Annotated in this window: 14 protein-coding genes; 6 read left to right on the forward strand and 8 right to left on the reverse strand. The window is 53.3% G+C overall.

The features are described from left to right. Position 1 precedes the first annotated feature (1 nt). Positions 2-1,444 carry a Fe-S cluster assembly protein SufB gene (sufB, locus tag LGT44_RS13200; RefSeq protein WP_145470096.1) on the reverse strand — a complete coding sequence of 481 codons (1,443 nt, stop codon included), beginning with the start codon at positions 1,442-1,444 and terminating at the stop codon, positions 2-4. Between the two features lie 324 nt (positions 1,445-1,768). On the opposite strand from sufB, the gene LGT44_RS13205 reads away from it, so the two are divergent. The 4 genes from LGT44_RS13205 (at position 1,769) to tcdA (ending at position 5,207) form a co-directional block, all read left to right on the forward strand. Next, positions 1,769-2,239 (forward strand): SUF system Fe-S cluster assembly regulator, encoded by a 471-nt coding sequence (locus LGT44_RS13205; RefSeq protein WP_145470097.1) that lies wholly within the window; start codon positions 1,769-1,771, stop codon positions 2,237-2,239. Between the two features lie 76 nt (positions 2,240-2,315). Beyond that, positions 2,316-3,491: a TonB family protein gene (locus tag LGT44_RS13210; protein ID WP_230332508.1), complete on the forward strand. Its 1,176-nt coding sequence runs from the start codon at positions 2,316-2,318 to the stop codon at positions 3,489-3,491. A 157-nt stretch (positions 3,492-3,648) separates the two neighbouring features. Further along, a complete protein-coding gene (locus tag LGT44_RS13215; protein ID WP_230332507.1) occupies positions 3,649-4,323 on the forward strand; it encodes a hypothetical protein in 675 nt (224 codons plus the stop codon). A gap of 89 nt (positions 4,324-4,412) precedes the next feature. Beyond that, a complete protein-coding gene (gene tcdA, locus LGT44_RS13220) occupies positions 4,413-5,207 on the forward strand; it encodes a tRNA cyclic N6-threonylcarbamoyladenosine(37) synthase TcdA (protein ID WP_225690878.1) in 795 nt (264 codons plus the stop codon). A 27-nt stretch (positions 5,208-5,234) separates the two neighbouring features. On the opposite strand, the gene LGT44_RS13225 is transcribed toward tcdA, so the two are convergent. The 3 genes from LGT44_RS13225 to dmeF form a co-directional block, all read right to left on the reverse strand. After that, the gene (locus LGT44_RS13225) at positions 5,235-5,588 is read right to left on the reverse strand and encodes a GFA family protein (protein ID WP_268866473.1); all 354 of its coding nucleotides are present in this window, start codon (positions 5,586-5,588) and stop codon (positions 5,235-5,237) included. After that, positions 5,585-6,292, reverse strand: a complete 708-nt coding sequence (locus tag LGT44_RS13230) for a DUF4336 domain-containing protein (RefSeq protein ID WP_230332505.1) — start codon at positions 6,290-6,292, stop codon at positions 5,585-5,587. The genes LGT44_RS13225 and LGT44_RS13230 overlap by 4 nt, the downstream gene beginning before the upstream one ends. Positions 6,293-6,652: 360 nt before the next feature. Next, positions 6,653-7,666: a CDF family Co(II)/Ni(II) efflux transporter DmeF gene (dmeF, locus tag LGT44_RS13235; RefSeq protein WP_230332504.1), complete on the reverse strand. Its 1,014-nt coding sequence runs from the start codon at positions 7,664-7,666 to the stop codon at positions 6,653-6,655. A 272-nt stretch (positions 7,667-7,938) separates the two neighbouring features. Here dmeF and LGT44_RS13240 point away from each other — a divergent pair, with 272 nt between their 5' ends. Next, positions 7,939-8,706 (forward strand): hypothetical protein, encoded by a 768-nt coding sequence (locus LGT44_RS13240; RefSeq protein WP_230332503.1) that lies wholly within the window; start codon positions 7,939-7,941, stop codon positions 8,704-8,706. A 74-nt stretch (positions 8,707-8,780) separates the two neighbouring features. Here LGT44_RS13240 and LGT44_RS13245 read toward each other — a convergent pair whose 3' ends face one another. Continuing rightward, positions 8,781-9,881: a nucleoid-associated protein gene (locus LGT44_RS13245; RefSeq protein ID WP_145470105.1), complete on the reverse strand. Its 1,101-nt coding sequence runs from the start codon at positions 9,879-9,881 to the stop codon at positions 8,781-8,783. 311 nt (positions 9,882-10,192) lie between these two features. Next, positions 10,193-10,735 carry an adenine phosphoribosyltransferase gene (locus tag LGT44_RS13250; RefSeq protein ID WP_145470106.1) on the reverse strand — a complete coding sequence of 181 codons (543 nt, stop codon included), beginning with the start codon at positions 10,733-10,735 and terminating at the stop codon, positions 10,193-10,195. Positions 10,736-10,998: 263 nt separating this feature from the next. Here LGT44_RS13250 and LGT44_RS13255 point away from each other — a divergent pair, with 263 nt between their 5' ends. After that, positions 10,999-12,291 carry an NCS2 family permease gene (locus LGT44_RS13255; RefSeq protein WP_230332502.1) on the forward strand — a complete coding sequence of 431 codons (1,293 nt, stop codon included), beginning with the start codon at positions 10,999-11,001 and terminating at the stop codon, positions 12,289-12,291. A 111-nt stretch (positions 12,292-12,402) separates the two neighbouring features. Here the strand turns inward: LGT44_RS13255 and fghA are convergent, their stop codons facing one another. Beyond that, positions 12,403-13,269 (reverse strand): S-formylglutathione hydrolase, encoded by an 867-nt coding sequence (gene fghA / locus LGT44_RS13260; protein ID WP_230332501.1) that lies wholly within the window; start codon positions 13,267-13,269, stop codon positions 12,403-12,405. A gap of 9 nt (positions 13,270-13,278) precedes the next feature. Then, the gene (locus tag LGT44_RS13265; protein WP_145470110.1) at positions 13,279-14,409 is read right to left on the reverse strand and encodes an S-(hydroxymethyl)glutathione dehydrogenase/class III alcohol dehydrogenase; all 1,131 of its coding nucleotides are present in this window, start codon (positions 14,407-14,409) and stop codon (positions 13,279-13,281) included. Between the last annotated feature and the right edge of the window lie 125 nt (positions 14,410-14,534).

The following is a 14,534-nucleotide window of genomic DNA, read 5'->3' on the forward strand; positions in this document are numbered from 1 at the left end:
ATCAGCCGACAGAACCTTCCAGTGACACTTCCAGTAACTTGCCGGCTTCCACCGCAAATTCCATCGGCAGCTCTTTGAATACCTCTTTACAGAAACCGTTAACGATCATGGAAACGGCTTTCTCGGTATCAATACCACGCTGACGGCAGAGGAATAACTGGTCGTCGCTGACGGTTGAGGTGGTGGCTTCGTGCTCCACGACCGCAGAAGGATGTTTGCTTTCGATATAGGGGAAAGTATGGGCGCCGCACTGATCACCGATTAACAGCGAGTCACACTGGGTGTAGTTACGCGCACCGGCGGCGGTCGGATTCATACGCACCAGACCGCGGTAGGCATTCTGACTTTTACCGGCAGAAATACCTTTGGAAATAATGGTTGAGCGGGTGTTTTTACCCAGATGAATCATCTTGGTGCCGGTATCGGCCTGCTGATAATTATTGGTTAACGCCACGGAATAAAATTCGCCGACCGAGTTATCGCCTTTTAATACACAGCTTGGGTATTTCCAGGTCACGGCAGAACCGGTCTCTACCTGAGTCCAGCTCACTTTGGCATTGGTATGGGCAACGGCACGCTTGGTTACGAAGTTGTAAATACCGCCTTTGCCTTCTTTATCGCCGGGATACCAGTTTTGCACAGTGCTGTATTTAATTTCGGAGTTGTCCAGCGCGATCAGTTCAACCACCGCCGCATGCAGCTGATTTTCATCACGCATCGGAGCGGTACAGCCTTCGAGGTAGCTCACGTGGGAACCTTCGTCGGCAATAATTAAGGTACGTTCAAACTGACCGGTTTTGGCTTCATTAATACGGAAGTAAGTGGACAGCTCCATCGGGCAGCGTACACCTTTAGGGATGTACACGAAGGAGCCGTCAGAAAATACGGCTGAGTTCAGCGCTGCGTAAAAATTGTCACGTTGTGGCACCACGGTGCCGAGGTATTTTTTAACCAGTTCCGGATGCTCATGCACGGCTTCGGATATCGGCATAAAAATAACACCGGCTTCGGCCAGTTTTGCGCGGAAGGTGGTGGCAACGGATACCGAGTCGAATACGGCGTCAACGGCAATGCCGGCCAGTGCCATCTGCTCATGAAGTGGTATACCGAGCTTTTCGTAGGTACGCAGCAATTCAGGGTCGACTTCGTCGAGGCTTTTCGGCTTGTCAGCCATGCTTTTCGGCGCGGAATAATAAGACAGCGCCTGGAAATCGACTTCCGGGTAGTGCACATGCGCCCAGGTTGGCTCGGCCATTTCCTGCCAGGCACGGAAGGCTTTTAAACGCCATTCGGTCATCCACTCGGGTTCACCTTTTTTGGCGGAAATAAAACGCACCACATCTTCGCTCAGGCCCGGTGCAATGGTGTCTGACTCGATGTCGGTAACAAAGCCGGCCTGGTAGTCATTACCAATGCGGCGTTCGATTTCAGCGTTGCTGCTCATAGTGAACTCTCTCATATGGATGCGGCCCGATTTGCCTGCGGTTCCGCTCAGTGAAACCGCTGTGCGCCGGACCCGCGTCTGGCGTTTACCCTGATGTTCATCCGCTCCGTCCCGGGGGATGCCTGATGTGTAGTGCGCTTTCAGCGCGTATTCTAACGCAGATCAGGGTAATAACAGAGTAATTTAGTCGGGTATATTAATCAATACCGTATTGGTATGCTTTAATGGATGTGCGCATTCTAGCAAAGCGGATGAATTCTGACCAATCGCGACATATTCTCGTTTGGATGGTCTTCTGACTCAGGAATCAGGCAGGACAGGTTTATGCTGAAAATAGGCAAGCTTACCGATTACGGTGTGGTGGTATTAAATGAGCTGGCGCAGGCCGGTGCGGTTAAGCTGTCGACCGATGACATTACCGGTCTGACCGGGCTGGCGCTGCCCACGGTACGTAAAGTGATGAAAGCCCTGGTCGACAGTGGGCTGGTGATTGCACAGCGTGGTGCCCGTGGCGGCTACCGCCTGGCCAGGGCTCCGGGGCAGATCCGTATGCTGGATGTGGTACAGGCTTTTGAAGGGCCGGTTGCCCTGACCGAATGTGCTGCTGATGATCACCAGTGCGATATCACGGCCAGTTGCTCGTTATCGGCTAACTGGGGCGGTATTAATCAGCTGATTACCCAGGTACTGGCACGGGTAACTTTACAGGACATCCGTAATCCGGAACGTCAGGAGCAGCTGGTGCGCGATGCCTTGCCGCTGACTTCCTTTATTGAGTTGGTGAATCTGTCCTGATACAGGTCCTGCTGCCGACAATTTTCTGTCATCTTTTCTTATTAGAATCGCCGGAAATCTTTCAGGATGACCGACGATGCGCTTCTTACTCTTCTTTCTGACTTTTTGGCTGGCTCCTGCCCAGGCGCTTGAGTTACAGGCGATGGGAACTTATCGCCGTCTGAATAACGATGTGTATCTGGCGGCTGTTTACAGCGATCTGAACGACAGCCAGCAGTGGCTGAGCGCAGAGCAGCCTTTGGCTCTGGAAATCCGTGTGCTGGCGGAGCGCATATCGCCGCGCCGTTTTTACCGGCTGTGGAATGAAGGGCTGGCCATCAATCTGAGTGAAGCGGAAATGAATGCGCGTTTGGAAGATATCAGCCGCTTTACCAATCTGCTGCAAGATGATTTACGTGAGGGAGACCGGATGCTGATCAGTAATGAAAGCGGTCCCTGCCGTGTGCTGATCAATGATGTGGAAGTGCTGTTGATTGAGGATGGTAGTTTTGTGCGTCTGTTGCTGGCTGCCTGGATTGGCAAGTTCCCGCAGTCTCCCGGATTTCGTGAAGACCTGCTGCGGATGAAAGCAGCGGAGCGCAGCGAGCTGAAAGCCAGTTGGGATGCCAGACAAATGAAACCGGGACGGGCAGAGGTTATTGCTGGTTGGCTGAAACGTGATGCGGATCACACCGCCCGGGCACAACCGGTCACAGCGGCGCGACCTGTCGCAGCCGAAAATGTAACGGTGGTGGCGCAAAAAGTGGAACCCAATGTGCCAAAATTGTCACAACCTGCAGTAAAAACGCCGCCAGCGGTTACAGAACAGGTGTCGCTGCCGGAGGTGTCGGAGCGGAAAAAACAGCCGGAAACGGCATCGGATCTGGCGGCCAGAATGGCAGAAAAACGCGAAAAAGAGCGTGTTCTGGCAGCAGCCGAACAGGTGCACGCGCGAGCGCAGCTGATCGCCCGGCAGCAGGCTGAGATGCAGTATTACCGTGCCTTGTTACGGCAGGCCAATAGCCAGGTTCAGTACCCGGATCAGGCACTGAGAAAACGGCTGGAAGGCACGGTACGTGTGAGTTTGCAGCTGAATCGCGAGGGGGAGTTACTGCTTGCCGATACCAGTGAAAGTTCGGCGGTCAGTCTGCTCGACCGGGCAGCATTACGGGCTGCGAAAAAAGCCGCGCCATACCCTCCGGTGCCGGAGCTTCTGCAGGGAGAAAACTTCGAATTTGATATCCCTTTCCGCTTTGTACTTGCCCGCAACTGATTTTATTTTTGTGATTAAAAACAAGGAATTAGTTCACATTTTAAGAGGTTGCAAAACCTTTCTCTGGTGGCGCAAAGGGTCGTTGAGCCCTGTTGATTGAGGGAACATTATACGGGTGTTTATTGAGTTGTTTGAAAGCAGGAGTGGAGGCTTCACCATGCGTAATCTGTTAACCGTTATTGTTGCCCTGATCTGGTCCGTCCAGAGTCAGGCGGCTGAGTTACAGGGCGTTGGTATTTTTCAGACGCTCAATAAACCCTGGTTTCTGACTGCACTGTATACCGCTGAGGTCAGTGCGGCTGATAAGACTGTCGCCACCGAGTCCGCCGTTGCAGAGCCGGAACGCCTTGAATTCAAAGTGCTGGAAGACAAGATCAGCGCCTACCGTTTCCGCCAGCTGTGGCAGGAAGCTTTTGCGGTGGTTCACGGTGATGATGTCTGGAACACCTATGCCGCCGACCTCAATGCTTTTTTTGAGCTGGTGAAAGGGCCGCTGAAGACCAATGACCATCTGATTATCGAGCAGGAAGGCGACGCTGCTGTTGTAACTCTTAATTATCGTGAACATGCACGGCTATCGTCTGCATTCCTGCCGTTACTGGTCAGTACTCTGACCGCACGTATTGCCCCGATTCCGGAACTGAAAGCCGGCCTGCTGGGCGAGTTACCGGCATCCGAAGCCAAGACTCTGTTACTGCAATATGACCGTGGTGAACCTTCGCTGCGCCGTATTGCCGAAACGGCCCGCTGGTTGCGCCGTAAAGAGCCAATGGTCAATGCTCAGGCATCCACATCTGCCAATCTGCAGGCAGCCCGCGTCTCTACCCTCTGATATACTGCGCGCCGGTATTAACGGCGGCGCTTCTTTGTGTTCGCCTGATATTGCTCTGGTATTGATCTGCTATTGCTCAAAAGGTGTGCATGACTCCCGACTATCTTGATCGTTTTGGTGGTATTGGCCGTTTGTACGGCGTTGCCGGTCTTCAGCGTCTGCACGCATCCCATGTCTGTGTGGTCGGCATTGGCGGCGTGGGCTCCTGGGCGGCGGAAGCACTGGCGCGCTCCGGCGTTGGGGAAATCACGCTGATCGATATGGATGATATCTGTGTCACCAACACCAACCGTCAGATTCATGCGCTGGGCGGTGATATCGGCAAGCTGAAAGTCGAAGCCGTGGCCGAGCGTATCCGTCGCATTAATCCGGAGTGCAAAGTGCATGCGCTGATGGAATTTGTGACCGTCAATAATCAGCGTGAATTAATCCATACCGGCATGGATTATGTGATCGACTGCATCGACAGCGTGAAGAATAAAGCCGCGCTGATTGCGCACTGTAAACGCAATAAAATCCGTATCGTTACCACCGGTGCTGCTGGTGGTCAGACTGACCCGACGCAGATTCAGGTCGCGGATTTAAATAAAACCTTTAATGACCCGCTGGCGCGCAAGGTGCGTTCTTTACTGCGGCGTGAATATAATTTTTCGCGTAATGCCGCGCGTAATTATTCTATTCCCTGTGTATTTTCCAGCGAGCAGCTGCAATACCCGCAGCCGGATGGCAGTGTCTGTCAGACCAAATCCTTTGACGGCGACAGCACGCGGCTGGATTGTTCATCGGGTTTTGGTTCGGCCACCATGGTGACCGGTACCTTTGGCTTTGTTGCCGCCGCCCGGGTGGTGAAACGCATTGCCGACGAGTCCGGCAAAAAGAGCTGAGGCGTTTTAACCGCTGCAGGCGGCGCCTTACAGCGCCGCACCATCAAACACTTCAGTACGCAGGCTGAACGGGTCTATACCTTCAATGCAGCCGATATTCACACGGTAATGGCCAGGCTTGCGCAAGGTCTGGTGAAACGTATAAATACCGCAATGGCGGCAGAAGTGATGTTTGGCGATGCCGCTGGCAAATTCATAGGTGGCCAGGGCGTCATTCTGTACGTCGATGGTTATCTCATCCGCAGCCAGTACAAAGCTGGTCATTAAGGCGCCTTTACGGATGCAGATGGAGCAATTGCAACGCAGGCCTTCGCTTATTCCTTCATGGCTAAAAGAAAATTTTACAGCGCCGCAGTGGCAGGAACCTGTATACGCTCTCATTGCACATCCTCTTGTTTAAGATTCAGCCAGTTGAATGAACGGCGCAAAAAAGGGACGGCATTGCTTTCAACCATCAGGCCGTGTGCCATGCTGATTTTCTCCGGCTGCCAGTTGATAATCCGTAGCATATGAGCGCGGGCTTCAGCTTTGTGAAACAAAAAGCTTAAACGCCAGTCGGCCGGCATTTTACCGTTGGGGGCGAGAATCCCCGCGGCTTTGGCCAGCAGACGTTTCAGCGGGGTAAAAGAATCCGGGGCAAAGTTTTCGATCAGGTCTGTCACGATCAGTATTTTTGATGCTTTGTGAAAGAATACGGCTTCTTCCATCACCGCAGAGCCGGTAAACAGCAGTTGTTCTATATCCTCCTGCCAGGGGGCGGTAAAGTCGGGGGTGAACACTCCGTCAAAGCGGATATCGGTACGTTTTTGTTGCACACCCTGAGTTCCGAACAGCTGCGCCTGAGGGTATTGCTGCTGCCACTGGGGCAGAAAAAGATGATGCAGCTGGTTGGGTGCTATCAGATAGCGAACGGGGCCAAGCTGATCAATCTGCTGCTTCAGTGTCTCATCCAGGCGGATTGGACTGTGTATCCAGAGCGAGCCACACGACAGGCGAATCACTGTCATGCGGGTGGTATAGGGAAGGGTGAAAAAAGGTACCGCTTCCCCGTCAAAAGACCAGATATTATCTGCAAGATTATTCATCGCACTCCCTGCTTTATGTCTGTTCTGTTTAGGGCCTGTCGACACTAATTAAACAGGCCTGTTATCGGCTAAAAATTCCTCAGACAAGGCGCTGAGAGTGTGGGATGTTCAGCACATCCCTGTGCTTCACCCCTTCGGGGTTGGCACGCCAACCTGTTCCAGACAGGTTGGTAACGGGTTAAGCGAACGAACAGCAACGCAGGATGAGGGATTTTTAGCCATAACCCTCCGGGCTGAGGCTAGTTTTTCCCATCAACTTCGTCGTTCGTCATTCATTTAGCCCGCTAATATCACTCCTCTCTCCTTGTTCTGAGAAAAACTGGCTCTCAGCAGGCCGGATTTACTTAGTGTCGACAGGCCCTAATGTTGCGGACGGTTAACCGGGCACTCCGGCATCCGGCATTCATTCACCTCGATGGTGATATGCGCCAGTTGGCGGAAATCACTCAGCAATGCTTTGTAGTGATCGGTATGGCGTGGCTGGTGGGTAACCAGCGAAATAATCGCCGCGTAATCATTACCACTCACTTTCCAGATATGAATATCGGCCACCTGATTATCGCCATCCTGTTCAATGGTCTGACGGATAGCGGCACGCTGTTGATCGCTGATACTGGCGTCGAGTAATACCGGTGCGCTTTGTTTAACCAGACCGATCGCCCAGCGTGAAATAATCAGTGCACCGACAATACCCATTAACGGATCAAGCCAGTTCAGGCCGAAGAATTTTCCGCCCAACAGCGCGGCAATGGCCAGCACCGAGGTCATGGCGTCCGCCAGTACGTGCAGGTAAGCGGCGCGTAAATTATGGTCATGGCCAGTATGGCTGTGCTCATCATGATGATCGTGATCGTGATCGTGATCGTGATCGTGATCGTGATCGTGGTGTGCATGGCTATGATGATTATGGCCGTGATGATGGTGGTCTTTCAGCAACAGCGCACTGACCAGATTAACCGCTAAGCCCAGCAGAGCCACCAGAATTGCCTGATCAAACTGAATGGCGTGCGGTTCAAATACCCGTACCACCGATTCAACCAGCATCACCAGGGCCACCACCGCCAGCGCCACTGCACTGGCAAAACCACCCAGAACATTCACCTTACCGGTGCCGAAACTGTAGGCCGGATTGTTGGCATGGCGGCGCGCATAACGGTAAGCGAATAATGTAATAAGAAAGGCGGCCACATGGGTGCCCATATGCCAGCCATCGGCCAGCAGTGCCATGGAGCCGTACCAGGCGCCGGCGATAATTTCTGCCACCATGGTAACGGCGGTCAGAATCAGTACATAAAAGGTATTGCGCTCGCCATCCGGATTGCTGCCACTGAAGTGGTGTGGGTGTTGCCAATGGCTGATATTGTGTTCGGTCATTAAAACCCCTGTCATACATTTGGCATATGACTTCCGCTAAATTGGAACGGTATGCCCAGATTTCATGGTGTATCGCGACAATCTTATCGCACTTACCGGCAAAAAGGACGTACCACAAAATTCCGGGGGTTAGTGTCCGCCTTTATGACAAACCACTATTGACACCATGGCCCGGTTAAAGAGAAGGTTCAGCCAATGAAAAAACAACAAGCGGCAGATTAACTGTCCTGTCTCTGTATTAAGCAAACACCGCAAACAAGGAGTACGAACGAGTGAAGCATCTGTTGTTACTGATGATGGCCCTTGGGTCAGTATTGATGAATACAGCTCAGGTGAATGCTGATGAAAACCCGGTAAATACAAGCCAGCCTCAGGTAAACCTGAGCGCCGACACAGTGCGCCAGCGCTTGTTATTGCAGACTCTGGCCTATCGCAGCAGTGCTGAATTCAGCCTTTATTCTTTACAGCATGGTGATCGTAAATCCGCACAGCGTCTGGATGCCGTACTGGCTGAAGGGCAGGCTCTGGCGAACGCTCTTAAAGCAACCTGGCCAGAGCTGGCACCTGCCTGGCAAGACATGACTCAGTTCGTTGACAGCAACCGTGCAATTGCGGCAAAAGCGGAAGACGTTAGTTTTTCCATCCGCCTGAATGAAAACTACAACAAACTGTATGCGGTACTTGATGGCAGTATTCCTGATACCACGGTACTGGATAATGAAACCCGGCGCATATTAAATATGCTCGATAGTCTTGAACATATGGTTTCTGCTTATCTGTTTTTTAATATCAATATTTTCGGTGGCCTGTCGGTGACGGATACCGGTATCGAACAACAGAATAAACTCTTCAAGGCGTTAACTGCCGAACTGGATGATGCGGAATTACGTACCCAGGTTGAGCGCAAGTGGGGCTTTTTGGAAAGTACTTTGTTGGCCTATAACGAACGCTCAGCCGTTTTTATTGTGACCCGCACCTGTGACTCCATTCGTGAGTTGTTACTGAAGAAACTGCAGCCCGAAGACAGTGCTGAATCCTGAGTTAAAAGCATAAAAAAAGCCGCAGTTGCGGCTTTTTTTATGTCCGGATTTTTATTCTTCGGCGTTGCCGGTAATCAGGATTCTTTTAATTGTTTCAGCAGCGACTCCGGCACCTTGGTGATGCGCAGCTCGTTACTGCTTTTATCAAAGATAATATCTTTATCCAGCAGGCTGGCAGAGAAACTCAGGCTCAGGTCTTTATTTTTACCGCTGTAGCGGATAAATCCCCGCAGCTTTTTACGGTCGGGGATCAGCTCGGTTTTAATGGCTTCCGCCACTACCTGTTGTGAAGCTCCCTGAGCCGCCAGCTGCTCCGGCGTTAATCCGCTGTTTTGTCGCTGGCTTTGCTGGCGTTCTTTTTGTTTGTCGACAATATAGTGAGCAAAGGCTTTGGCCGGTTCGGCTTTGACCTGGGTTTCCATATAGCTGGCCAGCTCATCGAACACGACCGGTTCACCGCGCAGATCCTGCTCAATACAGTAATCCACCACCTTGGTTTTGTATTCAAAGCTGTCTTCCGGACTCAGGGTCTGGCTGAACTCGTCAACAATTTCCAGAAACTCTTCGGTTTCGGCAGCGGTATTTAAGGTATCGGTAAAACCAATGCATTCGGCAAACTGGTTCTGCAGTGGCTTATCGCCACGGCCAAAACTGAACGTCAGGTATTTGCTGTCGTCATCGGCCAGCCAGTCGGTGATGTTGAGCATGACACCAAAACCGGTATTGGAAAAATCCAGATAATGGGTTTCGCTCAGCGTCATATCGGTATTGATTGATACGCTGCTTTTGCGCCGCAGGTGGAACATGTACAGGCGGTCACTGTCGGCCAGCTGCTCGTAAAAGAAGGCGAGGTAGCCTTCCAGTGCCAGCTCGGTATTGTCGAGGGCGTTGGCGAACTGTTTGCTCAGGCGGCGGGTGAGGGCAACAAAGCTCTGACGCTCGCCCTGCCAGTCCTGAATCTGCGCCCGTGCCTGGGTAATTTCCGGATGAAAAATACCGTAACGCTTACCCGCGCGCTGGGTCAGCACGGCTTTTAGCTGCGCCGCAGTCTGGGCGTAGAAGTGGGCGACCAGTTCGCTGTCGAGATCGGCTTCCTGTTCACTGCATACCAGCGTTGCTGCCGGGTCTTTGATGTCTTTGCTGATCTGATGGGTTACAAAATGGCGCAGGCTCATGATTTTTTATCTCTTAGCGGGCTTTTAGGGCCTGTCGATACTAATTAAACAGGACTGTTATTGGCTAAAAATTTCTCAGACAAGGCGCTGAGAGTGTGGCCTAACGGGTTAAGCGAACGAACAGCAACGCTGGATGAGGAATTTTTAGCCATAACCCTTCGGGCTGAGGCCAGTTTTCCCCATTAACGTCGTCGTTCGTCATTCATTTAGCCCGCTAATATCACTCCTCACTCCTCACTCCTCACTCCTCACTCCTTGTTCTTAGAAAAACTGGCTCTCAGCAGGCCGGATTTACTTAGTGTCGACAGGCCCTAGTGTCCGTCAAATTCGCAGATGGCATAAACGTCGAAACCGGCGTTACGCAGTTTTTCGCTGCCTTTCAGGTCCGGCAGGTCAATGATGGCGGCCACTTCCACCACCTCCGCCTGCAGCTGGCGCACCAGTTCACAGGCCGCCAGCATGGTACCGCCGGTGGCGATCAGATCGTCCATCACCAGTACGCGGTCGCCGGCTTTAAAGGCATCGGTATGCAGTTCGATAGTGGCGCTGCCGTATTCCAGATCATAGCTCTGGGTCACGGTTTTAAATGGCAGTTTACCCTTCTTGCGCACCGGTACCAGGCTCAGACCCAGCTCGTAGGCCAGCGGCGCGCCGAGGATAAAGCCGCGGGCGTCGATGGCGGCGATGGCATCCAGCTGCTGGTCCTGATAGCGGTGTACAAAGCTGTCGATCAGCTTACGGAATACGGCACGGTTCTGCAGCAGCGGCATGATGTCGCGGAACATCACTCCATCTTCCGGCCAGTTGGCTACGGTACGGATGGCGTCTTTAATTTCCTGGCTGTAGGCACTCATGGTCTGTCTCTGTCGGTTCGGGTACGGCAATGTACGTGGATATAAGAGCGGGTGCGGCGTATGGCCTGCGATGCTGGCCGGCAAAAGAACCGACCATTCAGTCAGGTTTTCTTGGGCTTTGGCCAGCTGGGCATTATAATCCGCGGCCACAAAAAGTCTCCCTCCGCCGGATGCGGATGGCTCATGGCAGCAGTCTGCCTGAGTTGAGGCCGCATGAATGCTGGCTGCCGGGCTTGTTTCGCTAACCAACAAAGGTTCTTCCCATGCTGGAAAAGCTGTTTCAGCTGTCGCGCTTCGGCAGCAATGCACGCACCGAGCTGCTGGCCGGTGTTACCACCTACCTGACCATGGCGTACATTATTTTCGTTAACCCGTCGATGCTGGCCGATGCAGGTATGGACCATGGTGCGGTATTTGTGGCGACCTGTCTGGCAGCGGCTGTTGGCTGCTTTATTATGGGCTTCTGGGCCAACCTGCCGGTAGCGCTGGCACCGGGCATGGGGCTGAATGCCTTCTTTACCTACGGTGTTGTACTGGGTATGGGTTACAGCTGGCAGACCGCACTGGGTGCGGTATTCCTGTCGGGCTGTATTTTTATTCTGCTCAGTCTGTTTAAGATCCGTGAATGGGCGATCAATGCCATTCCGGTCACGCTGAAAAAAGCCATTGCTGCCGGTATCGGCGCCTTTCTGGCACTGATCGCTCTGAAGAATGCCGGCATTATTGTGGCGCATCCGGCGACGCTGGTGAGTCTGGGCAATTTAGGTGATTTCGGCCCGGCGATGGCGATTCTTGGTTTCTTCCTGATTGTTGCTTTTACCCAGCGCAATATTCACGGAGCGGTGCTGCTGGCAGTGTTGCTGGTGAGTGTGATTGCGGTCGCCACCGGCCATGTGGAATATCAGGGCATTGTTTCTGCGCCACCGTCCATCGCGCCGACCTTTATGCAAATGAACCTGGCGGAAGCCTTCGATGTGGCGATGCTGAGCGTTATTTTCGCGTTCCTCTTTGTCGATCTGTTCGATACCTCCGGCACCCTGATTGCCGTGACCCAGCGTGCCGGTCTGACCAAAAGTGACGGTCAGGTGCCGCGCTTAAAGCAGGCCTTGCTGGCTGACAGTACCGCGACCGTGACCGGTGCCATGCTGGGTACCTCAACCACCACCAGTTATATCGAAAGTGCGGCCGGTGTTTCCGCCGGTGGCCGTACCGGCTTAACGGCGGTTGTGGTCGGCGTTCTGTTTCTGCTGAGCATTTTCTTCGCGCCACTGGCCGGTATGATTCCGGCTTATGCCACGGCCGGTGCGATTTTTTACGTCTCGATTCTGATGCTGTTCACGCTGAAAGAAGTGGACTGGGAAGACCTGACCGAAGCCGCGCCGGTGGCTGTGGTGCTGCTGATGACGCCGCTGACCTTCTCCATTGCCCATGGCATCACGCTGGGCTTTATCACCTATGCACTGGCGAAAGTGCTGGGCGGTAAAGCGCGTGAACTGTCTGTCGGTGTCTGGGTGCTGTCGGCGCTGTTATTGCTGAAAGTAATTTTTGTGCACTGATAGAGAGTGCGCAAAACACCGGCTGAAGATCGCGGGCAATAAAAAAGGCAGTGGAGCAATCCACTGCCTTTTTTGTTTTACCGTTCTTTTTGGTTTTACCGTTCTGGCTGATCAGCCAGCCAGATACTGCGCATGAAAACGCAGATGATCATCAATAAAACTGCTGATGAAATAGTAGCTGTGATCGTAGCCTTCATGACGGCGCAGGGTCAGCGGATAGCCGCTGGCTTTGGCGGCGTCTTCCAGTGTTTCCGGGTGCAGCTGGTTGCTTAAGAAATCATCGGCCAGACCCTGATCGACCAGCGCGGGTAAATGCGCAGACGCCGCACTGTTGCGCATTAACTCGCTGCTGTCGTAGGCCAGCCACTGCTCGCGGTCGTTGCCCAGATACGCGCTGAACGCTTTGATGCCCCAGGGGCAGCGGCTCGGGTTGCTGATCGGGCTGAACGCCGACACCGAGGTAAAACGCTGCGGATTTTTCAGAGCCAGCGTCAGCGCACCGTGTCCACCCATAGAGTGACCACTGATGGCGCGCTTGTCGTTTACCGGAAACAGCGCTTCGATTAAGGCCGGTAATTCCTGCAGTACATAATCTTCCATACGGTAGTGCGCGGCCCAGGGTGGCTGAGTTGCGTTCAGGTAAAAGCCGGCTCCTAAACCCAGATCGTAAGCGCCCTGCGGGTCGTCGGCCACGCCGTCGCCACGCGGACTGGTGTCCGGGGCGACGATGGCAATGCCCAGCTCAGCGGCCAGGCGCTGGGCGCCGGCCTTCTGCATAAAGTTTTCATCGCTACAGGTCAGGCCGGACAGCCAGTAAAGCACCGGCACCGGGTTGTCGTTACTGGCCTGTGGCGGCAGAAAAATCGCAAAGCGCATGCTGCAGTTAAGCACCGCCGACTGATGCCGGTATTGCTTATGCCAGCCGCCAAAACTTTTGTTCTGGCTGAGGCGCTCAACATCGGTATTCACGTCCGTCATAACAGCCCCTTACTGGTTGTAATGAATAACGCTGCGGATGCTTTTGCCTTCGTGCATTAAATCGAAGGCGTCGTTAATGGCATCCAGACCCATGGTGTGAGTAATAAAATCACTCAGTTTGAATTCGCCTTTTAAATAACGCTCAACGTAATCCGGCAGTTCGCTGCGGCCTTTCACACCACCAAAGGCGGTACCGCGCCAGACGCGGCCGGTAACCAGCTGGAACGGACGGGTGGAAATTTCCTGACCGGCACCGGCAACACCGATAATCACCGATTCGCCCCAGCCTTTGTGGCAGCATTCGAGTGCTGAGCGCATCACGTTAACGTTACCGATGCATTCGAACGAGAAATCCACGCCGCCGTCGGTCATTTCGACGATCACGTCCTGAATCGGCTTATCGAAGTTTTTCGGATTTACGCAGTCGGTCGCACCCAGCTGCTTGGCCAGTTCGAATTTACTTTCGTTAATGTCGATAGCGATGATGCGCGAGGCCTTGGCCATGGCCGCACCAATCACCGCCGATAAACCAATACCACCCAGACCAAAAATAGCCACGGTATCGCCTTCTTTTACTTTGGCGGTGTTCATCACCGCGCCCATACCGGTGGTGACGCCACAGCCCAGCAGGCAGACTTCTTCCAGTGGCGCCGTCGGGTTGACCTTGGCCAGAGAGATTTCCGGCAGCACGGTGTACTCAGAAAAGGTTGAGCAACCCATATAGTGATAAATGGTTTTGCCGTTTTGTGAGAAGCGGCTGGTGCCGTCCGGCATCAGGCCTTTGCCCTGGGTGGCACGGATTTTCTGACACAGGTTGGTTTTACCCGACAGGCAGAACTTACATTCGCCACATTCCGGGGTGTACAGCGGAATCACATGGTCGCCAACGGCAACGCTGGTCACGCCTTCACCAATGGATTCCACAATACCGCCGCCTTCGTGGCCGAGAATGGCTGGGAAAATACCTTCAGGGTCTTCACCGGACAGGGTGAAGGCATCGGTATGGCAGACGCCGGTGGCAACGATGCGCACACGCACTTCACCAGCCTTGGGTGGCGCTACCTGAACTTCTTCGACGGATAACGGCTGGCCCGGGCCCCAGGCAATAGCGGCGCGGCAGGTAATGGTTTCTGCGGTCATGGTGTATCTCCAACAGCAAAGATGATGAGTAAAAAATTCTGAACAGGCAGTGTAATCATTTCTTTTGGTGAGATAATCCTGCTGGTTATAAAATCACTTTTACATATTTGTAATAATCGGGCGAG

This window comes from Thalassolituus alkanivorans (genome assembly GCF_020447205.1).
Lineage (GTDB): Bacteria > Pseudomonadota > Gammaproteobacteria > Pseudomonadales > Oceanobacteraceae > Venatoribacter > Venatoribacter alkanivorans.

Coding starts and splice junctions, on each gene's coding strand:
- sufB (WP_145470096.1), bottom strand. CDS start 1,444: ATGAGCAGCAACGCTGAAATCGAACGCCGCATTGGTAATGACTACCAG.
- LGT44_RS13205 (WP_145470097.1), top strand. CDS start 1,769: ATGCTGAAAATAGGCAAGCTTACCGATTACGGTGTGGTGGTATTAAAT.
- LGT44_RS13210 (WP_230332508.1), top strand. CDS start 2,316: ATGCGCTTCTTACTCTTCTTTCTGACTTTTTGGCTGGCTCCTGCCCAG.
- LGT44_RS13215 (WP_230332507.1), top strand. CDS start 3,649: ATGCGTAATCTGTTAACCGTTATTGTTGCCCTGATCTGGTCCGTCCAG.
- tcdA (WP_225690878.1), top strand. CDS start 4,413: ATGACTCCCGACTATCTTGATCGTTTTGGTGGTATTGGCCGTTTGTAC.
- LGT44_RS13225 (WP_268866473.1), bottom strand. CDS start 5,588: ATGAGAGCGTATACAGGTTCCTGCCACTGCGGCGCTGTAAAATTTTCT.
- LGT44_RS13230 (WP_230332505.1), bottom strand. CDS start 6,292: ATGAATAATCTTGCAGATAATATCTGGTCTTTTGACGGGGAAGCGGTA.
- dmeF (WP_230332504.1), bottom strand. CDS start 7,666: ATGACCGAACACAATATCAGCCATTGGCAACACCCACACCACTTCAGT.
- LGT44_RS13245 (WP_145470105.1), bottom strand. CDS start 9,881: ATGAGCCTGCGCCATTTTGTAACCCATCAGATCAGCAAAGACATCAAA.
- LGT44_RS13250 (WP_145470106.1), bottom strand. CDS start 10,735: ATGAGTGCCTACAGCCAGGAAATTAAAGACGCCATCCGTACCGTAGCC.
- LGT44_RS13255 (WP_230332502.1), top strand. CDS start 10,999: ATGCTGGAAAAGCTGTTTCAGCTGTCGCGCTTCGGCAGCAATGCACGC.
- fghA (WP_230332501.1), bottom strand. CDS start 13,269: ATGACGGACGTGAATACCGATGTTGAGCGCCTCAGCCAGAACAAAAGT.
- LGT44_RS13265 (WP_145470110.1), bottom strand. CDS start 14,409: ATGACCGCAGAAACCATTACCTGCCGCGCCGCTATTGCCTGGGGCCCG.